Raw genomic sequence first — 17,809 nt, 5'->3', positions numbered from 1 at the left:
GTCGTTCCAAGAGCCGGGGGCGCCGCCCAGGGTGTCCCCTGGGCGGCGTCCCCGCACTCTTCATGACCCGCAGTGCCCCGTAGGGCAGAACGCGTTCAGGGCCGTCTCCTGGATCGTCTCCTGCTCCGGCCAGGACGAGGTCGGCCCCGCCACCAGCACCGCGTACTGCACCCCGTCAGGCCCGGTGAACGCCCGGTCGATGACGCGACGGGCGCCGAACCTGGGGTGGTCGTACGCGTACTGGAGCTCCGCCGCGTCGCCGGCGCCGAGCGGCCGCAGGCCGTGGAGCCGGTAGCCGGAGCCGGCCATCGTCTGGGCGAGGTGGGACTCCGTCGCCTCCAGGGACTCGTACGGCGTGCCCTCCGGATCCTCCAGGGTGAAGATCTGCAGCAGCCGGCGCTCGTCCGGCGAGGTGTAGAAGACGCCGTCGGACCTGGACGTGCGCTGCCAGCCGACCGGCACATCGACGGTGAAGCCCGCCGGGTCCTCGACCCGCGTGTAGCCGGACGGCGTCTCGCGCTCGGCGCCCAACCCCGGAGTCGGCTCGTCCGTCGTCGGCGTCGGCGTCGGCCAGTCCGTCGAGGGGAGCGACCAGTCCGTCGTCGGCGGCGACGTGGGCGGTGACGTGGTCTCCGGGGTGGTGGACGGCCAACCGGACTCGGTCGCCGAGGGCACGACCGGCCCCGGGCCGCTCCGGTCCTCCTCGTCGTCGTCGCGCACCAGCAGCCACATGCCGACCCCGATCCCGGCGAAGACCACGAGCGTCACGAGGGCCAGCACCAGGGCGCGCGTGGTGTCGCGCCCGCCGGTGCCGCCCGGATCGCCGGCCACCTCCGAAACCCCGACCTCTCCGGGGGCGTACGGCGGCGGGGGCGGCAGGTCGCCGTGCACCCACTGCTGCCGCTCCGGGTCCCAGTAGCTCATCCCCACGCACCCCTCTCCCCGTTACCCCGCGATCGCCCCACGGCCTCAGGCCAGGAACTGTCCGATGGCCTGCGCCAGCGCCACCGCGGAGGCCAGCCCGCCGACCGCCGTGGCAGCCGCCTCCAGTCGCCCGCGCAGCCGCCCCAGCCGTTCGCGGTCGGCCGCGCCGGCGCCGTCGGCGAGCTCCTCCTCCACCTCGGCGAGCGCGGCGGCCACCTCGTCCATCGGCGCCGACGGGGCGAGCGGCGCCAGCTCCTCGCGCAGCGCGCGCACGGCCGCGAGCAGCTCGGGCGGGACCTCGGTCGCCCCCTCCGTGCCGTGCACGGCGCGCGCCCCGGGCCCGGCGGCGACCGCCCCGCCCGTCATCGCGCCGACGCCGATCCCGCCCGGGACGACCGGCGGCACCGCGGTCGCGGGCCGACCGGCCGGGGGCGGACCGGCCCGCCCGGCGCGGTACTCGGCCGTGGCCCGGTCTCCGACCGCGGCCGCGCCGCCCGTCATGGTGCCGATGACGATGCCGCCCGCCGGCGAGGGCGCCGGGCGCTCCTCCCCCGTACGCCCCATACGGTCTTCCTCCGCCGTCGCCCCGTCCGGCCCGCCCGGCCCGTCCTCAGCGTCCCTTCCGCTCACCGCGTCCGCCCTCCCCGTGCCTGGCGGTGGCCCGCTCACCGGTGGCGACCGCGCCGCCGCTCATGGAACCGATGAACACACCGCCGCCGCTGACGTTGATGATCTGCTGCTCGAACTCGCCGGTCTGATAGCCCTTGGCCCGCAGCGCCTCCCGCACGCCGCTCGCGATCCGGTCCTGAATCGTCTTCACATAGCGGCTGACGTCCATCTCCTGAAAGAGCGACACCTCCTTGGTGCTGCCCAGCTCGCGCACCGAGGTGGCGGGCCCGTCCGGCAGCGCCCGCCGCGGGTCGGCCAGCCAGACCCGGAACTCCGAGACCACCGTACGGACGGCCGAGACCCCCGCCGCGAAGGTGGCGCCCGGCGCGGCGAACAGCGCCCGCACCCCGTCCCGCAGCACATCGGCCTCGCCCCGCGCCGCGATCACGTCGGCCGCCTTGAACTCGGGCCGCACCGGGGTCAGCACGTGTGGCGCCACCTCCAGCACCAGCATCTCCCCCTGGGTGTGCACCCGGACCAGGACGGACACCACCACCTGCTCGTCCCACGCCCCGACCCGGACCCGCAGGAAGTGCCGCCGCGCCTCGCCGCCCTCGTCCACCGCGTCGCGCAGGTGTCGCGAGACGGCCTGCCGCTCGTAGCCGACGTGCGAGCGGGGCGCCCCCACCGGCAGATAGACGAACTCCTCGGTCTCCAGCGCCCGCAGCCGGTCGCGGCTGGTGGCGGCGGCCGAGGTCCGCAGCGCCTGCAGCCGTGGCTTGATCAGGCTCACCACGTCATGGCCGGTCAGCGGCTCGGACGCCGGTCCGGCCGTGGCCGCCCGCTTGAGCTCCAGCGCGAACGACCACGGCTCGTACGGCTTCCCGGCGCCGATGAAGGGCCGGAACGGGTCGTAGATGGTGAGCGGCGCGTGCTGCTCCCGGTCGATCGCGGCCCCGATCCGCCGGTAGCGGTCGAGCCTCGGCAGCGCGGCGCGCGGCCGTCGCGGATAGGCGAGCGGGGACAGCTCCCTGCACATCACCGCGGCCACCCGCGAGCGGTGCACCCACACCGGCAGCACGAGCAGCAGCGGGAAGACCAGCCCGGCCCAGGCGTCGCCGCCGTTCACCAGCGCGTAGAGCACGAACGTCCAGTAGCCCAGGGTCAGCAGCCGCGGCCCGAACGGCAGCAGCATCTTCATGCGCCCGCTGGTGGCCTGACGCACCATCGCCCGGTCCAGCGTGTAGACGGAGGTGCCCAGCCCGGTCGCCGCCCGGCTCATCCACGACGCGGCGCACACCACCGCGTAGAGCGTGAACCAGGTCGGCTGCAGGACGCCCAGCCAGCCGTAGTCCGAGACGGTCATCCCCAGGAAGACCGCCCAGACCCCCAGCAACAGCAGCGCCGTCTCCAGCTCCTGCCGCCGCGCCCGCACCGCGTGCGCCAGCACGGGCACGGCGTCGATCCCGAGCGACGGCGCCACCGGGCGCTCCTCGTGCTCCACCAGCTCCTCCACCACCCGGCGGCGGAACTCGGCGTCGAAATACACACCCGCGCACAGCAGTCGAGTGGCCTCGGAGTGGAAAAGCCGCTGTGGGGGAAGCGGCGGCGCGATCGGCTGTCCGGGCAGGGTCATCGGCACACCCCAGGAATTCGAACTCATCTCCGCGTGAGAGGAGTTAACCGAAATAACCGCAGTCTCAGTATGCGGGAATTCCCTCCGGGCGTGACCACACTTGCCGCAAGAATTTTCACAAAGGGCGACGGGAGCCCGCTCGCCGCTCCAACCGCCCCAGAGCTGCCAGAAGACGTGCGCACGCCTCCCGACGCTCGACCGGCCTCACCACCCCCGGCGACCTCACCCGACGCACCGGCATCAGCAGGAACCAGTGGTTCACCCGACCTCCACCAGCAGCTCGTTGTCACGCAACAGCGCCTGGCAGAAGAGCACCGCCTCCTCCACCTCCTCGAACCGGTGCAGCGCGGCGCGCTCCCCCAGCACGGCGGCGACGGTCGCACGAACTTCCTCTGGCGACAAGGGCATTCGATGGAGTGGATTTGCTGGATTCCCCCTCGACGGTGGCGCAGGCGTATCTACGTTCTCTAGGGACAGGCGCGGTACGGGTGCGCCGTGACGGCGAGGCGGAAGGCGTGGCGGCATGGGTGACGGCTACAAGGACAACAGCATTCCGGTGAGCCCGCGGATCGTTGGGGCTCAGATCAAGGCACTACGGGTGCGGGACACCCTGATCCAGGCGGGACCCCACCGGCTCCACCCTGTCCCTCTGCCCCATCCAGCGGGCGGCCCTCGTCACCTACGCGCGGAACGCGACGTAGGTGCCCCCCGCCTCACGGCGCTGCCGCGCCCCACTGAACAAGGAAGGACCTAGAATCAGTGACCGCATGCAGCGCACTCCCGAGAAGGGGCCTTCACATGAGCGCCCAGCCAGAAGGCCAGAACGGCCCGCTCATCCCCATGCCGCCGCTCACCCCGGACGATCTGCGTGCCGCCGTCGCTCGTCTCACGCCCGACCAGCTCGACGACTTCGATTCCACGCTTCGTCGGGCAGCCACCCAGGCGCAGGAGACCAGCAGCCTGAGCCCGCTCAGGACATTCACGCAGCGGTGGGCGGTACACATCGCCGTCCAACGCTGGCCCGACCGCGCGGCGCTCCTTCGTGAACTCGAGTACCTGGCCGAACACGGGTCCGACGAGGAAGTCTGCCGCGACGCGGTGACCCGGATCGGTCAGCTTCTGCGGACCGCGCGCGAGGAGATCGCCACGTGAGTGCCTGGCGCTGGGAGTACGACCCCAGCGAGGAATACGTCATCGACGGACTGCCGCCCTCCGTGGTGGTCGAGGTCGAGCGCGTCGCCGAATCGCTCACAGTTCTGGGGGACGGCGCCACCGAAATCGGCGTAGGCCCCGCGTCAGGCGGAGGCTTACGAAACCTGGATGTCTGCCAGGGCGCGGGTCTCCTGTGGTTCCTGTGCCTTCCCAGAAAGCAGCTCATCGTGATCACGTCGGTCGTGTGGAACGGCTAGCACCCCGTTCCGGCAACGCTCACGCACAACGGCCCCGTCCCAGAAGCACTTTCCGGGACGGGGCCGCGTACGACTTCAGGGTCTGATCCGACCTCAGATGAGACCCAGGCCGCGCACCGCGTCGCGCTCCTCGACGAGCTCCTGGACGGAGGCGTCGATGCGGGTGCGGGAGAACTCGTTGATCTCCAGGCCCTGGACGATCTCGTACTTGCCGTCCTTGCAGGTGACCGGGAAGGAGGAGATCAGGCCCTCCGGGACGCCATAGGAGCCGTCCGACGGGATGCCCATGGAGGTCCAGTCGCCCTCGGCGGTGCCGTTGACCCAGGTGTGGACGTGGTCCACGGCGGCGTTGGCGGCGGAGGCGGCCGAGGAGGCGCCGCGGGCCTCGATGATCGCCGCGCCGCGCTTGGCGACGGTCGGGATGAAGGTGTCGGCCAGCCACTGCTCGTCGTTGACGATCTCGGCGGCGTTCTTGCCCGCGATCTCCGCGTGGAAGATGTCCGGGTACTGGGTGGCGGAGTGGTTGCCCCAGATCGTCAGCTTGCGGATCTCGGAGACGGCGGAGCCGGTCTTCCGCGCGAGCTGGGAGACGGCGCGGTTGTGGTCCAGGCGGGTCATCGCGGTGAAGCGCTCGGCCGGTACGTCCGGAGCGGCGGCCTGGGCGATCAGCGCGTTGGTGTTGGCCGGGTTGCCCACGACGAGGACCTTGATGTCGTCCGCGGCGTGGTCGTTGATGGCCTTGCCCTGCGGCTTGAAGATGCCGCCGTTGGCCTCCAGCAGGTCACCGCGCTCCATGCCCTTGGTGCGCGGGCGGGCGCCGACCAGCAGGGCGACGTTGGCACCCTCGAAGCCCACGTTCGGGTCGTCGGTGATGTCGATGCCGCGCAGCAGCGGGAACGCGCAGTCGTCGAGCTCCATGGCGGTGCCCTCGGCGGCCTTGAGACCCTGCGGGATCTCCAGGAGGCGCAGCTTGACCGGCACGTCCGCGCCGAGGAGCTGACCGGAGGCGATGCGGAAGAGCAGCGCGTAGCCGATCTGGCCTGCCGCGCCGGTGACGGTGACGGTAACGGGAGTGCGGGTCATGGCGGTCTCCTGCGCTGGGTTTTTGATCGATCTCTTGGTGTCGAGATACCGGCGTCAGGCTATCCGACCCGGCAGCGCCAGGACCTCCACCCCTCTGTGTCACTCCTCACCGCGTCTCACGCGGGCCACGGGCGCCGGTGGGACGGCCTCCGGCACCGCGAGGCGGCCGTCTGCCGGCATGGAGGGGAGGGGTGCGCAGACGGCCGCCTGGCGGCGGCTCACCCGTGGGGGGCTTGCGAAGCGCCTGCCCGGAATCGGCGGGCGCATGCGTGACCGGGGACGGAAAAGTGCGGGCGAATCCGGGCCCGACCGGCCCACCGTCATGAACGTGGGTAAACCGCGGCCTCGCCGATGGGTGGCCGTTACACGGAAGAGATCATTCCGCCGGAGATGATCTCTAACTTCGTCAGTGCACGGCCGCCCCGCCTCACCGCCCCACAGGGGAAGCGCACGCGGCATGCGACCCACCACTGCCCCCTCCCTGACCAGGAGATCCGCATGTCGATTCCGAAGATCCGCCGCCGTACCGCCGTCCGCGCCCTGGGCACCGCCGCACTGGCCGCCGCCCTGCTGGCCCCGGCGGCCGGGGCCGTCGCCGCCGACCACGGGAAGGCGGCCCCGGTCGCCTCGGTGTCCGCCTCCGCGGCGAAGGGCAAGGGCAAGGGCTCGCTGGCCGCGGCGACCAAGACCGTGAAGCTGGCTGACGGCTCCACCGGAAAGATCACCAAGCTGGGGGACCACCACTACCGCATGCAGATGTTCTTCGGCCCTCACCTGGCGGGCGAGCTCGACGCGCAGGGGGAGCGGAGCGACGGCTTCCAGAGTGCCAAGGGCATGTGGGCCGTCCTCACCCCCGACGGCGAGGTGCGCTCGTGGGTGGGCGGCGAGCAGTACGGCCCCGGCACGTTCAAGCTGGTCGACGGCTCTACCGCCAAGATCAGCAAGGTCGGCGACCACCACATCATGAAGGTCGTCTCCGAGGGCCGTGTGGTGGCCACGCTGGAGCCGAAGCACGGCGCCTGGGCCACCGGGCTCCTCAGCGGCCACGGGATGGCCGTCGTGCTCACCGCGGACGGCACGTTCAGCTCCCACATCGGCTGATCCGGCGGCCGGTCGGGCGTCACACCACGGGCGAGCTCCCTTCGGGGGCTCGCCCGTTCGGCCGTCCGCGCGGAAATTCACCCGTGAGGGTCAGACCGTGAGGGTCAGGGGGACGCGCCCGGCTCGACCGGGCGGGTGCAGCCCGTCGTGCTGTCGGCGAGCGTCGCGCACGCCTTGACCTCCGCCGCCGACGCGGCCGCCAGCATCTGGGTGTAGGCGTCCCCGTCGGCGTTGACGTCCGCGCTCTGGGTACGGGCCCCGCCGCCGTTCTCCCCGGCCGACGAGACCTGCACCGAGTCGCCGGGGGCGGCCCGGGTGATCCGGGCCCAGGCGGCGCCGCACACCTCGCTGTAGCGGACCTCGACATAGGTGTCGCCGACGGTCGCGTTGGCCGTCGTCCGGGCCTGCTCGCCGCCGCAACCCATGGTCTCCGGGTTCTTGCCCGTGCAGTCCTGCCCGGCGCACCCGACCCCGCTGGGGAGCGCCGCGCCGGCGGTGCTGGGCGTGGCCGAGGGCTGTCCCCGGTTCTCGGCGGGTTCCTCGTCGGCGCCGAAGAGCAGCACCCCGGACGCCACCACCAGGATCGCCCCGACCACGCCCGCCACGAACATCGCGGCCGTGCGCCGGCGCTGCCCCTCGGGCGGCTGGGGTGAGGCGGGCCGCCCCGGGTCGCCGGCCGGCGGTGCCGGCGGCCGCGACGGGGCGGCGGAGGACGGCGACGGGGCGGCGGAGCCCGGCGGCGGGGAGGACGGGACCACCGCCGAGGGCGGCGTGACGACTAAGCGTTCGAGAGGCGGCGGGGCGGGGCGGACCGCCGGGGCGGGGGCGGCGGGCCCGGCCGCGCCCGCCGCCGCCACCCCGTCCACCCGCTCGCTCGGGCGACCGTTCGTCCTCGTCTGCCTCGCCTGCGCGGGTGGGCCGAACTCCCCCAGCGCCGCCCGCGCCTGGGCCACCCGTATGGCCTCCATGGTCACGTCGTGGCGCATCTCGGAGCGGCTCCAGGCCCGCTCCGCCAGCTCCCACAGCGTGGTCAGATGGGCGACGTCGGTCCCGGTCGCCTCGGCCAGCGCCTCGACCGCCCCGCGCGGGGGCAGCAGTCGGCCGTTGAGATAGCGGTCCCACGATGTCTTGCTGTACCCGGTGCGGTCCGCGACCGTCGCGACGCTCATGCCGCCGCGCTCCACGAGCCGCCGCAGCTGCCCCGTGAACTCCCGCACCTGCGGGTCGAGTTCCTCCGGCAGCTCCCTCCAACGAGGCATGATGCCTCCCCCTGTCCCCCCGTGTCGGTGCCCTGCGGTTTCTCCTTCGGCCCCGCGCCGGGCGACGCTCCCTGGCGCCCCGTGTCGGATACCCCAGGAGATGCGTCCGCTCGAGGCGGCAGTTCCCCCACCCCGGGGCGCATCGGGGGGTTGCCGCCCCCGCTCGTACCCCTTTTGCGCCCCTTGGGCGAGCAGTATCCCAGAACGACCACAGGCCAGGGAGCGGTCGCGCGCGGTGGAGACTTTCGAGGAACGTCGGCCCGAACTCCCTGCGCCTCAAGGACGGAAGCACATATCATCCGCGCCGCCCCTCGCCCCGGCGCCCTTCGGTCGGAAGCACACCGACAGCCCGCGCGGGCGCTCTTCGACCCCGACCATGAGGGTGTAGAGATACCCCGCCGCGTCGTAGTCGTCCCGTACCGTGGCCCAGCGCGCGGGCCGGCCGGGCGCCGAGATGCCGACGGCGTCCCCGGGCCGGGCGTTCCAGATCCGGCCCCAGGCGGCGCGGCACTCGGCGCTGTATCTGATCTCCATCCGGGCCCCGGTGGGAGTCCGCCGGGTCGGGCCGAGCGTCCGCACCCGCTCCTGGGTGCCGCAGGCCATCGCCTCCGGGTCCTTGCCGGCGCACCCCGCGCCGGAGCAGCCGGCCGGCGGCGGAGAGGTGCCGGGGGCGCGGTGCCGGGCGCCCGCGCCCCCGGCGGAGTCCTCGCCGAACGACGCCGCCACCCCGAGGACCACGACGGCCGCCAGCGCGCACAGGGCCACGAGAAGGGCGGTCCGTCGGCGCCGGGAGCGGCGGCGGCCCTCCGGGGAGGGGTCGGGCGGCAGGTCCGGCACGTCCCCGCGCGGTGGCGGGGTGCCGTCCCCGCCACCGGCCGCCGGCGCGCTCTGCGCGCGCCCGCTCCACTCCGCCTCCGCCAGCTCCCACAGCGCCACCATCCGTCCCGCGGGCTCGTCCGCCAGCGCGCACAGCGCCTCCACGGCCTGCCGGGGAGGCAGCTTCTTGGCGTTGAGGTAACGCTCCCAGGACGACTTGCTGTAGGCGGTGCGGGCGGCGAGCGCGGCCAGGCTCAGCCCCGTGCGCGACCGCAGCTCGCGCAGCCCCTCGGCCAGCCGTACGCACTCGGGCGCGCGGGCCGCCGGATCGCCTCCGGCCGTTCGCGTCCCCCGGGTCACCCGCGCAACGCCTTCCAGGTGTGCGGGCCGACCTTGCCGTCCACGACCAGCTCGGACCTCTTCTGGAAGCGCTTGACCGCCCGCTCGGTGCGGTCGCCGAAGACGCCGTCCACACCGCCGGGGTCGAAGCCGTGGCGGCGCAGCAGGCACTGTGCCTCCGCCACGTCCCACCCGGCCGTGCTCATCTGGAGGATGGCGTCCCGGGTGGTGCTGTGGCCCGCGTACAACAGGCCGCCCTCACGGCGGACCTCGCAGCTGTACGTCCTGCCGGGGGTGGGCGCGAAGGAGGCGCTCCCGTGCGGCCCCCGCGTCGGTTCCCCGGCACCGCGCGCGCCGTCGTCCCTCCAGGGCGCCACGGCCAGCAGCGCCACGGCCGCCGCGGCGAGCACCATGACGAGGGCCGCGATGAGCGCCACGGGTCCGCGCGGGCGGCGGTCTTCGTCCGGGGACGGGTCACGCGACGGGTGGTCCGGGGACGGGTGATCCTCGGACGGGTGGTCCTCGGACGGGTGCTCCTGGGACGGGTGGTCCGGGGTCGGCTCCCGGGCCGCGTCCGCCTCCGTGCCCCCGTCCGTGCCCGTGCCGCCGTCCTCGTCCGTACCCCTGCCCCACGCCTCCTCGGCGAGTTCGTGCAGCACCAGCAGCCGGGTCGGGTCGGCCCCGGCGGCCCGTGCCAGCCCCTCCACCGCGTCCCGCGGCGGCAGCGCCTTTCCGTTGAGGTACCGCTCCCAGGAGGAGCGGCTGTAGCCCGTGCGCGTCGCCAGGGAGGAGAGGCTGAGCCCGCCCCGGTCCTTCAGGCGCCGCAACTGCACGACGAGTTGCCGGACCCGTGAGTCCAGTCTTTCCGGCAGCTCTTTCCAACGCGACATGATCCCCCCATTCGCGTTCGACATCCCCCGATGTCTGCCTCTGTGCCGAATAGAGCGGCGCGCGGGCGGTACGAGTTCCCCGCGCGGCCCGGCGGCGGCGGGTTTCGGTCAGCCGCGCGCCCGCCCCGGCGTCCCACGGCGTCCGCACCCCGACCGGCGTCCCAGCAGGTCGGCGCGTGGGACGTCCCACGGTGTCCCAGGGTCGCCGGGGCGCTGGCCGGCGTCCCGAAATGGCCTGCAATCTCGGTAGCGCCAACCGGCACCCGCCGACCGGCAGTTCACAGGGGAGGAACCCGACCATGAACCGTCGCAAGCACCTCGTGCTCGCCGCCAGCGTCGTCGCCTTCGGCGGACTGGCGCTCGCCGGCCCGTCCACGGGCGCCTTCGCCGCGTCCGCGGAGAAGGGCCACGCGACCGTGGCCCCGCAGGACGTCGAAGCGAAGGCCGCGTGCCCCAAGGGCGGCGACTACAAGTGGAAGAAGCTGGAGGGGGGCAAGTGGGGCTGGACCGCCAACTACAGCAACACCATGTCCGCCGTGATCGGCAAGGGCGACTCGGGCAGGCACGTGACGGAGGCCCAGTGCATGCTCAAGGGCTGGGGCTACAACCCCGGCGCGATTGACGGGAAGTTCGGCACCAGGACCGCGAACGCGGTGAAGAAGTTCCAGGGTGCCCACAACATCAAGAAGGACGGCGTCGTCGGCAAGAAGACCTGGAAGTACCTGCGCAGCGGCTGATCCGGCGCGGCGGCTGATCCGGCCCGGCGACGACATGACGGCGGCCGGTCCTCTCGGGGGAGGGGACCGGCCGCCGTCCGGTGCCCCGCGCTCAGTCCAGCAGCCGCTTCTGCAGCCCGGTGTCGAGCGCGTCCAGGAACTGCTCCGTCGTCAGCCACGGCTGCTCGGGGCCGATCAGCAGCGCCAGATCCTTGGTCATCTGACCGCCCTCGACGGTCTCGACGCAGACCTCCTCCAGCTTCCGCGCGAAGTCGACCACCTCGGGGGTGCCGTCCAGCGTGCCGCGGTGCGCCAGACCGCGCGTCCACGCGTAGATCGAGGCGAGCGGGTTGGTCGAGGTCTCCTTGCCCTGCTGGTGCTGGCGGTAGTGGCGGGTGACCGTGCCGTGCGCGGCCTCGGTCTCCACCGTCCGGCCGTCGGGGGACATCAGCACCGAGGTCATCAGCCCGAGCGAGCCGAAGCCCTGGGCGACGACATCGGACTGCACATCCCCGTCGTAGTTCTTGCAGGCCCAGACGTAGCCGCCCTCCCACTTGAGCGCCGAGGCGACCATGTCGTCGATCAGGCGGTGCTCGTAGGTGAGGCCCCGGGCGTCGAACTCGGTCTTGAACTCGGCGTCGAAGACCTCCTGGAAGAGATCCTTGAAGCGGCCGTCGTACGCCTTCAGGATGGTGTTCTTCGTAGACAGGTAGACCGGGAAGTCCCGGCTCAGGCCGTAGCTGAAGGACGCCCGGGCGAAGTCCCGGATCGACTGGTCCAGGTTGTACATGGAGAGCGCGACGCCGGGGCCCGGGAAGTCGTAGACATCCAACTCCATCGGCTCGGAGCCGTCCTTGGGTTGGAAGGTCATGGTGAGCGTGCCCTCGCCGGGGATCTTCAGATCGGTCGCCCGGTACTGGTCGCCGAAGGCGTGGCGGCCGATCACGATCGGCTTGGTCCAGCCGGGGATCAGCCGGGGCACGTTGGCCATGAGGATCGGCTCGCGGAAGATGACGCCGCCGAGGATGTTCCGGATGGTGCCGTTGGGCGACCGGTACATCTTCTTCAGGCCGAACTCCTCGACCCGCGCCTCATCCGGGTTGATCGTCGCGCACTTGATCCCGACCCCGTGCTCCTTGATGGCACGCGCCGCTTCGACCGTGACCTGGTCGCTGGTGGCGTCGCGGTGCTGGATGCCGAGGTCGAAGTAGCGCAGGTCGACGTCGAGGTGGGGCAGGAGCAGCTTGTCCTTGATGAGCTGCCAGATGATGCGGGTCATCTCGTCGCCGTCGAGCTCGACGACGGGGTTGACCACCTTGATCTTGGCCATGGGCTGGACGTCCCTCTCACGTGGGGTCACTGAGTCAGGCACTTATCTCGATATCAAGATACTCGACGTCTAGAGAAAAAGGGGCGACCCGCCTCCGATGAACGGAAGCGGGTCGCTCCAAGGTGTGAAAGGCGCGCGCCCTCACGGGGCAACGCCCGTACGCCACATGGGCCACAGGCGCCACATGGGCCGCGTGGGCCGCGTGGGTCAGCGGACGGTGAAGTGCACCAGGTCCTCCAGGAACGGCACTTCGAGCCAGGGGTCCGGCTGCGCCATCATCGACAGCAGCACGACCGCCAGGCCCAGGCCGCCGTAGGTCGCCAGGTCGGTGAAGCGCGAGCGCACCGCGAGCATGCCGACGTCCGGCAGCAGCCACCGCAGCACGGCGCCGAGCAGCAGCGCCAGCCCCACGATGATCGTGCCGGCCCGGAACGCGTCGAAGGCCACGACCAGCAGTCCGACGCCGACGCCGGCCATCACCGCCAGCAGCGGCCACTGTCGCACCGGCGCCGGGGCGTGACCGGACGCGGCGCGCCCGCCGCCCTCGGGGCGGGCGGTGTCCCGGGTGATCAGCGGGAAACGGCGGGAGAGGCGGCGCGGCGCGGCCGCGACCTCACCCACGGCCGTGCGCGTGCCCGTACCGGCACCCGCGTCCGGGTCCGTGCCGGTGCCCGCGCCCGGGTCCGTGCCCGTACCGGCGTCCTCGCTCGTGCCGCTGGCCGTCTCCGTCGTCACCACACCCGGCTCCACGCCGTCGTCCGCGCCCGCACCCGGCGACCGCACCTCAGCGCCCATGGCGCACGCTCCCTTTCCTCAGCCGGACTTCGCGGCCGCCCGCCGCTCCGCGGCTTCCACCACGTTGACGAGCAGCTGGGCGCGGGTCATCGGGCCGACGCCGCCGGGGTTCGGCGACAGCCAGCCGGCGACCTCGGCCACGCCCGGGTCCACATCGCCCATGATCTTGCCTTCGCCGTCCCGGCTGACGCCGACGTCGAGCACCGCGGCGCCCGGCTTGACGTCCTCCGGCTTGATCAGGTGGCCCACACCCGCCGCGGCCACGATGATGTCGGCCTGGCGCAGGTGCGCGGAGAGGTCGCGGGTGCCGGTGTGGCAGAGCGTGACCGTGGCGTTCTCCGAGCGACGGGTGAGCAGCAGCCCGATGGAGCGCCCCACGGTGATGCCGCGGCCGACGACCACGACATGCGCCCCGTTGATCTCCACGCCGTGGCGGCGCAGCAGCTCGATGATGCCGTACGGGGTGCACGGCAGCGGGCCGGTCTCGTTGAGGACGAGGCGGCCCAGGCTCATCGGGTGCAGCCCGTCGGCGTCCTTGGCCGGGTCGATCAGCTCCAGCACCCGGTTGGTGTCGATGCCCTTGGGCAGCGGCAGCTGGACGATGTAACCGGTGCACTCCGGGTTCTCGTTGAGCTCCCGGACGGCCGCCTCGATCTCCTCCTGGGAGGCGGTGTCGGGCAGCTCGCGCCGGATGGAGGCGATGCCGACCTCGGCGCAGTCGCGGTGCTTGCCCGCGACGTACCACTTGCTGCCGGGGTCTTCGCCGACCAGCAGGGTGCCGAGTCCGGGCGCGAGCCCGGCTGCCTTCAGCGCCTCCACGCGGGAGACGAGGTCGGCCTTGATCGCGGCCGCGGTGGCCTTGCCGTCGAGAATCTGGGCGGTCATGGTTCCATCCTCCCGGATGCGGGGATGTCGGTGTCCAGCAGGGGCGTGGGAGCGGCCGACACGGGCCGCGCGGCGGTGGCGGCGGCCCGTGTCGGACGGCTCGGTGGCTCGGCGCCTGGGCGCCTCGACGGCTCGGGGCTCCTCGACGGCTCGGGGCCTCGAAGGGCTCCGGCGCTCGATGGCTCCGGCGCTCAGCGGCTCATGGCGCTCGGCGACTCATGGCGCTTGGCGACTCATGGCGCTTGGCGACTCAGTGGAAGAAGTGTCGGGTGCCCGTGAAGTACATGGTCACCCCCGCCTTCTTCGCGGCCTCGATCACCTGCTCGTCGCGGACCGAGCCGCCCGGCTGCACCACGGCCTTGATCCCGGCGGCGGTCAGCACCTCCAGCCCGTCCGCGAAGGGGAAGAAGGCGTCGGACGCGGCGTACGAACCGCTGGCCCGCTCCTCTCCCGCCCGCTGCACGGCGAGCTTCGCGGAGTCGACCCGGTTGACCTGGCCCATGCCCACTCCGACCGTGGCGCCGTCCTTCGCCAGCAGGATGGCGTTGGACTTCACCGCGCGGCAGGCGCGCCAGGCGAAGGAGAGCTCCGCCAGGCCCGCCGCGTCCAGCGGCTCACCGGTGGCCAGGGTCCAGTTGGCCGGGTCGTCGCCCTCGGCCTGGAAGGCGTCCTTGGCCTGGGCCAGGCCGCCGCCGTCGATCGGCCGGAACTCCGCCGGGGTGCTCGGCCCCTCGGGGCAGCGCAGCACCCGGATGTTCTTCTTGCGGGCCAGCACCTCCACGGCGCCGTCCTCGTAGTCCGGGGCCACGATGACCTCGGTGAAGATCTCGGCGACCTGCTCGGCCATGGCCACCGACACCGGCCGGTTGACGGCGATCACGCCGCCGAAGGCGGAGAGCGGGTCACAGGCGTGCGCCTTGCGGTGTGCCTCGGCGACGTCCGCGCCCACGGCGATGCCGCACGGGTTGGCGTGCTTGATGATCGCGACACACGGCTGCTCGGCGCCGTGGTCGTAGGCGGCGCGGCGGGCGGCGTCGGTGTCGACGTAGTTGTTGTAGGACATCTCCTTGCCGTGCAGCTGCTCGGCCTCGGCCAGGCCGCCGCAACCGCCGGTGTAGAGCGCCGCGGGCTGGTGCGGGTTCTCGCCGTAACGGAGCACGTTCTTGCGCTCGTACGCCACGCCGATGAAGTTCGCGAAGGTCTCGCCGTCGCCGGCGTAGTCCGCGGCGAACCAGGAGGCCACCGCCAGGTCGTAGGCGGCGGTGTGCTGGAACGCCTCGGCGGCCAGCCGCTTGCGCCGGGCCAGGTCGAAGCCGCCGGAGGCGGCGGCCTGGAGCACCTCGTCATACCGCTCGGGGTTGACCACCACGGCAACCGAGGGGTGGTTCTTGGCGGCGGCGCGGACCATCGAGGGGCCGCCGATGTCGATCTGCTCCACGCACTCGTCGGGCGCGGCGCCGGAGGCGACGGTCTGCTCGAAGGGGTAGAGGTTGACGATCACCAGCTCGAAGGGCTCCACGCCCAGCTCGGCGAGCTGCGCGCGGTGCGCGTCCAGGCGCTGGTCGGCGAGGATGCCGGCGTGCACGCGCGGGTGCAGGGTCTTGACCCGGCCGTCGAGACACTCCGGGAAGCCGGTGAGCTCCTCGACCTTGGTGACCGGGACGCCGGCGGCGGCGATCTTGGAGGCGGTGGAGCCCGTCGAGACGAGCTGGACGCCCGCCGCGTGCAGCCCGCGGGCCAGCTCCTCGAGTCCGGTCTTGTCGTAGACGCTGACCAGGGCGCGGCGGAGGGGCCGCTTGGTGCCCTCGTCGGTGGCGGTGGTGGAGGTGGAGGTGCCGGTGGCGGTCACGGGATCAGTACCTTTCGTCCCTCAATGCGATAGCCGTCGCGGGCCAGGCGTCCCACGACATCGACGAGCAGCCGTCGCTCGACTTCCTTGATCCGCTCATGCAGTGCGGATTCGTCGTCCTCGTCCCGGACCTCGACCACGCCCTGGGCGATGATCGGGCCGGTGTCGACACCGTCGTCGACGAAGTGGACCGTGCAGCCGGTCACCTTGGCCCCGTACGCGAGCGCGTCGCGCACGCCGTGGGCGCCGGGGAAGCTCGGCAGCAGCGCGGGGTGGGTGTTCACGGTGCGGCCGCCGAAGCGGGCCAGGAACTCCCTCCCCACGATCTTCATGAACCCGGCCGAGACGACCAGGTCGGGTGCGTGGGCGGCGGTCGCCTCGGCGAGGGCGCGATCCCACTCGGCACGGGTGGCGTGGTCCTGGACCCGGCACACGAACGTGGGGATTCCGGCGCGCTCGGCACGCTCGAGCCCGGCGATGCCGGAGCGGTCCGCGCCGACGGCGACGACCTCGGCACCGTAGGCGGCCGCCCCCTGGGCGGCGATGGCGTCCAGCAGCGCCTGGAGGTTCGTACCCGAGCCGGAGACGAGGACGACGAGGCGGGCCGGTGCCGGAGAGGCGGGGGTGGGCGGGGAGGCCACGGCGGGACTCTTTCTCGCTACGGGTTTGTGTAGTCGTACAAGTCGACAGCGGGTCCGTTTGAGGGGACCCTACGAAGCCGTCGGCCGACAGCAACGATACCGGCACACCGAGCAGCCCCCACGGGACGGGGGCGGACCAGGGAGGTAGCGTCTGGTCTGCGAAATCCGATGACGTCGTGGAAGAACGCCGTCCCGTCCGCACACTGGTGGTATGGCGCATACTCGCGTCACGCGCGCACGCCGGTTCACGCACGGCGCCGGGCGTGCGGGGCGATGACACGATGTGTGCGGGACGACGACACAAGGGGAAGACACACTCCACATGCCGGACCGACGCCGCCACGCGGCTCACTCGCCGCTGACGCGGGAGCAGCACCCACCCTCCTCCCCCGCGTCTCCCGGGGGCCAGGATCACGACAACCCCTTCGCCCCGCCGCCGGAGGGCAGCCCGGACCGGCCGTGGCAGCCACGGCAGGCCCCGCGGTTCCCGCAGTCCCCGCCGGGTGACGGCGGGGAGGGTGCCGGCGCGGGCGACACCGGTGCGGGACAGAGAGGTACGGGGGCCGGCTCGGGCAGCGGGTCCGGCGGTGCCGGGTCCGGCCACGGCGGCGGGTCGGGCAACGGCCACGGTGGCGGGTCGGGCAACGGCTCCGGTGACGGATCCGGCAACGGCTCCGGCGGCGGGTCGGGCAACGGCTCCGGTGGTGACGCGGAGGGCCGGCCGGGTGGTCAGCCCGGCGAGGTGCCGCCGCAGCCGCAGCAGCCCCCGCAGCAACAGCCGCCGGTGTGGGGCAGCCAGTGGAGCAGCCGACAGCCGCGCCGCCAGAACGGCGGCTTCGGCAGCGGCCCCGGTGGCAACCGGGCCCCCGGCCAGAACGGCGGCCAGCGCGGCGGGTCCGGCGGACTCCGCTGGGACCCGACCGACCCGGTCCAGCGCCGGGCGCGCTATGCGCTGCTCGCGGGCATGTGGGCGTTCTTCTTCGCGCTCTTCAGCCTGAAGGAGATCGCCCTGCTGCTGGGCGCGCTCTCCCTGTACTGGGCGATCAGCTCGCTCCGGGCCAAGCCCCGGCCGGCCCCGGCGGCGGCCGGGCCGGCGGTCGACGCCCCGCCGCCCGCCCCCGACGCGACCCGCGCGCCCCTGCCGGCCCCTCGCGCCAACGGCGCGAAGCCGCAGTCCGTCGCCGCCATCAGCGGCCTGGTGGCCGGCGGCATCGCCCTGGCCATCGTCGCGGCGACGTACGCCTTCCAGTTCGTCTACAGCGACTACTACACGTGCGTGGACGACGCCCTGACCCACGAGTCGCGTCAGGCCTGCGAACAGATCCTCCCCGAGCAGCTCCGCCCCCTGCTCTCCACGGACGACTGAGCATCCACCGCCGGCCCTGCCCGCCGCCCCCGCCGACCGCCCTGCCGGGCCGCCGACGGGGGCGGCGGCGTTTCGCGCCGGGCCGTGCGGGCCCGCGTCCGCGCACCGCGGGGCGGGCGGCGGGCGGCGGGCCGGAACGCGGCGGGCCGGAGCGGCCCGGC

At 73.1% G+C, this 17,809-nt stretch carries 18 protein-coding genes; 5 read left to right on the top strand and 13 right to left on the bottom strand.

What is annotated here, in order from left to right; all coding sequences use genetic code 11:
- Window positions 1-60 precede the first annotated feature (60 nt).
- The 4 genes from CD790_RS23815 to CD790_RS34815 all read right to left on the bottom strand — a co-directional run bounded on the left by CD790_RS23815 (window position 61) and on the right by CD790_RS34815 (window position 3,577).
- Window positions 61-924, bottom strand: coding sequence for a hypothetical protein (locus CD790_RS23815; RefSeq protein ID WP_144385365.1), 864 nt, complete (start codon window positions 922-924; stop codon window positions 61-63).
- Window positions 925-969: 45 nt separating this feature from the next.
- Window positions 970-1,488 carry a hypothetical protein gene (locus tag CD790_RS23810; RefSeq protein WP_144385364.1) on the bottom strand — a complete coding sequence of 173 codons (519 nt, stop codon included), beginning with the start codon at window positions 1,486-1,488 and terminating at the stop codon, window positions 970-972.
- A 46-nt stretch (window positions 1,489-1,534) separates the two neighbouring features.
- Window positions 1,535-3,196, bottom strand: coding sequence for a hypothetical protein (locus CD790_RS23805; protein WP_260867819.1), 1,662 nt, complete (start codon window positions 3,194-3,196; stop codon window positions 1,535-1,537).
- Between the two features lie 231 nt (window positions 3,197-3,427).
- Window positions 3,428-3,577 carry a hypothetical protein gene (locus CD790_RS34815; protein WP_186319198.1) on the bottom strand — a complete coding sequence of 50 codons (150 nt, stop codon included), beginning with the start codon at window positions 3,575-3,577 and terminating at the stop codon, window positions 3,428-3,430.
- A gap of 390 nt (window positions 3,578-3,967) precedes the next feature.
- Between CD790_RS34815 and CD790_RS23800 the strand changes: the two genes are divergently transcribed.
- Both CD790_RS23800 and CD790_RS23795 read left to right on the top strand, forming a co-directional pair.
- Window positions 3,968-4,321 carry a DUF6247 family protein gene (locus CD790_RS23800; protein ID WP_144385363.1) on the top strand — a complete coding sequence of 118 codons (354 nt, stop codon included), beginning with the start codon at window positions 3,968-3,970 and terminating at the stop codon, window positions 4,319-4,321.
- On the top strand, window positions 4,318-4,578 hold the full coding sequence (locus CD790_RS23795; RefSeq protein ID WP_144385362.1) for a hypothetical protein: 261 nt from the start codon (window positions 4,318-4,320) through the stop codon (window positions 4,576-4,578). Before CD790_RS23800 ends, CD790_RS23795 begins: the two co-directional genes overlap by 4 nt.
- A 93-nt stretch (window positions 4,579-4,671) precedes the next feature.
- Here CD790_RS23795 and CD790_RS23790 read toward each other — a convergent pair whose 3' ends face one another.
- Entirely contained in the window at window positions 4,672-5,661 is a 990-nt protein-coding gene (locus tag CD790_RS23790; RefSeq protein WP_144385361.1) for a malate dehydrogenase, read from the bottom strand.
- Window positions 5,662-6,159: 498 nt separating this feature from the next.
- Here CD790_RS23790 and CD790_RS23785 point away from each other — a divergent pair, with 498 nt between their 5' ends.
- Window positions 6,160-6,762 carry a hypothetical protein gene (locus CD790_RS23785; protein WP_144385360.1) on the top strand — a complete coding sequence of 201 codons (603 nt, stop codon included), beginning with the start codon at window positions 6,160-6,162 and terminating at the stop codon, window positions 6,760-6,762.
- A 104-nt stretch (window positions 6,763-6,866) separates the two neighbouring features.
- On the opposite strand, the gene CD790_RS23780 is transcribed toward CD790_RS23785, so the two are convergent.
- From CD790_RS23780 to CD790_RS23770, 3 genes are all read right to left on the bottom strand, one after another.
- Window positions 6,867-8,021 carry an XRE family transcriptional regulator gene (locus CD790_RS23780; protein WP_144385359.1) on the bottom strand — a complete coding sequence of 385 codons (1,155 nt, stop codon included), beginning with the start codon at window positions 8,019-8,021 and terminating at the stop codon, window positions 6,867-6,869.
- A 276-nt stretch (window positions 8,022-8,297) separates the two neighbouring features.
- Window positions 8,298-9,197 carry an XRE family transcriptional regulator gene (locus CD790_RS23775; RefSeq protein ID WP_144385358.1) on the bottom strand — a complete coding sequence of 300 codons (900 nt, stop codon included), beginning with the start codon at window positions 9,195-9,197 and terminating at the stop codon, window positions 8,298-8,300.
- Entirely contained in the window at window positions 9,194-10,066 is an 873-nt protein-coding gene (locus tag CD790_RS23770) for a peptidoglycan-binding protein (RefSeq protein ID WP_144385357.1), read from the bottom strand. Before CD790_RS23770 ends, CD790_RS23775 begins: the two co-directional genes overlap by 4 nt.
- A 299-nt stretch (window positions 10,067-10,365) precedes the next feature.
- Between CD790_RS23770 and CD790_RS23765 the strand changes: the two genes are divergently transcribed.
- Complete coding sequence (locus CD790_RS23765) at window positions 10,366-10,803, top strand: peptidoglycan-binding protein (RefSeq protein WP_144385356.1); 438 nt, start codon at window positions 10,366-10,368, stop codon at window positions 10,801-10,803.
- A 91-nt stretch (window positions 10,804-10,894) separates the two neighbouring features.
- Here the strand turns inward: CD790_RS23765 and CD790_RS23760 are convergent, their stop codons facing one another.
- The 5 genes from CD790_RS23760 to purN form a co-directional block, all read right to left on the bottom strand.
- Window positions 10,895-12,112 (bottom strand): NADP-dependent isocitrate dehydrogenase, encoded by a 1,218-nt coding sequence (locus CD790_RS23760; protein ID WP_144385355.1) that lies wholly within the window; start codon window positions 12,110-12,112, stop codon window positions 10,895-10,897.
- A 207-nt stretch (window positions 12,113-12,319) separates the two neighbouring features.
- Window positions 12,320-12,907 carry a DUF3017 domain-containing protein gene (locus CD790_RS23755; RefSeq protein WP_144385354.1) on the bottom strand — a complete coding sequence of 196 codons (588 nt, stop codon included), beginning with the start codon at window positions 12,905-12,907 and terminating at the stop codon, window positions 12,320-12,322.
- Window positions 12,908-12,925: 18 nt separating this feature from the next.
- Window positions 12,926-13,792 (bottom strand): bifunctional methylenetetrahydrofolate dehydrogenase/methenyltetrahydrofolate cyclohydrolase, encoded by an 867-nt coding sequence (locus CD790_RS23750; protein WP_144385353.1) that lies wholly within the window; start codon window positions 13,790-13,792, stop codon window positions 12,926-12,928.
- 250 nt (window positions 13,793-14,042) lie between these two features.
- A complete protein-coding gene (gene purH, locus CD790_RS23745; protein ID WP_144385352.1) occupies window positions 14,043-15,641 on the bottom strand; it encodes a bifunctional phosphoribosylaminoimidazolecarboxamide formyltransferase/IMP cyclohydrolase in 1,599 nt (532 codons plus the stop codon).
- Window positions 15,638-16,282: a phosphoribosylglycinamide formyltransferase gene (gene purN / locus CD790_RS23740; RefSeq protein WP_144385351.1), complete on the bottom strand. Its 645-nt coding sequence runs from the start codon at window positions 16,280-16,282 to the stop codon at window positions 15,638-15,640. The genes purH and purN overlap by 4 nt, the downstream gene beginning before the upstream one ends.
- Before the next feature lie 322 nt (window positions 16,283-16,604).
- On the opposite strand from purN, the gene CD790_RS23735 reads away from it, so the two are divergent.
- Entirely contained in the window at window positions 16,605-17,648 is a 1,044-nt protein-coding gene (locus CD790_RS23735) for a hypothetical protein (RefSeq protein WP_186319197.1), read from the top strand.
- Window positions 17,649-17,809: the final 161 nt, after the last annotated feature.

The organism is Streptomyces sp. SAJ15 (assembly GCF_007595705.1).
GTDB lineage: Bacteria > Actinomycetota > Actinomycetes > Streptomycetales > Streptomycetaceae > Streptomyces.
Note: the sequence above shows the minus strand (reverse complement) of the source record. Positions and strands in the feature narration are given on the sequence as shown.

Excerpts from the sequence above, each read along its gene's own strand:
- CD790_RS23815 (WP_144385365.1), bottom strand. The coding sequence starts at position 924 with ATGAGCTACTGGGACCCGGAGCGGCAGCAGTGGGTGCACGGCGACCTG.
- CD790_RS23810 (WP_144385364.1), bottom strand. The coding sequence starts at position 1,488 with ATGGGGCGTACGGGGGAGGAGCGCCCGGCGCCCTCGCCGGCGGGCGGC.
- CD790_RS23805 (WP_260867819.1), bottom strand. The coding sequence starts at position 3,196 with ATGAGTTCGAATTCCTGGGGTGTGCCGATGACCCTGCCCGGACAGCCG.
- CD790_RS34815 (WP_186319198.1), bottom strand. The coding sequence starts at position 3,577 with ATGCCCTTGTCGCCAGAGGAAGTTCGTGCGACCGTCGCCGCCGTGCTG.
- CD790_RS23800 (WP_144385363.1), top strand. The coding sequence starts at position 3,968 with ATGAGCGCCCAGCCAGAAGGCCAGAACGGCCCGCTCATCCCCATGCCG.
- CD790_RS23790 (WP_144385361.1), bottom strand. The coding sequence starts at position 5,661 with ATGACCCGCACTCCCGTTACCGTCACCGTCACCGGCGCGGCAGGCCAG.
- CD790_RS23785 (WP_144385360.1), top strand. The coding sequence starts at position 6,160 with ATGTCGATTCCGAAGATCCGCCGCCGTACCGCCGTCCGCGCCCTGGGC.
- CD790_RS23780 (WP_144385359.1), bottom strand. The coding sequence starts at position 8,021 with ATGCCTCGTTGGAGGGAGCTGCCGGAGGAACTCGACCCGCAGGTGCGG.
- CD790_RS23770 (WP_144385357.1), bottom strand. The coding sequence starts at position 10,066 with ATGTCGCGTTGGAAAGAGCTGCCGGAAAGACTGGACTCACGGGTCCGG.
- CD790_RS23765 (WP_144385356.1), top strand. The coding sequence starts at position 10,366 with ATGAACCGTCGCAAGCACCTCGTGCTCGCCGCCAGCGTCGTCGCCTTC.
- CD790_RS23760 (WP_144385355.1), bottom strand. The coding sequence starts at position 12,112 with ATGGCCAAGATCAAGGTGGTCAACCCCGTCGTCGAGCTCGACGGCGAC.
- CD790_RS23755 (WP_144385354.1), bottom strand. The coding sequence starts at position 12,907 with ATGGGCGCTGAGGTGCGGTCGCCGGGTGCGGGCGCGGACGACGGCGTG.
- CD790_RS23750 (WP_144385353.1), bottom strand. The coding sequence starts at position 13,792 with ATGACCGCCCAGATTCTCGACGGCAAGGCCACCGCGGCCGCGATCAAG.
- CD790_RS23735 (WP_186319197.1), top strand. The coding sequence starts at position 16,605 with ATGCCGGACCGACGCCGCCACGCGGCTCACTCGCCGCTGACGCGGGAG.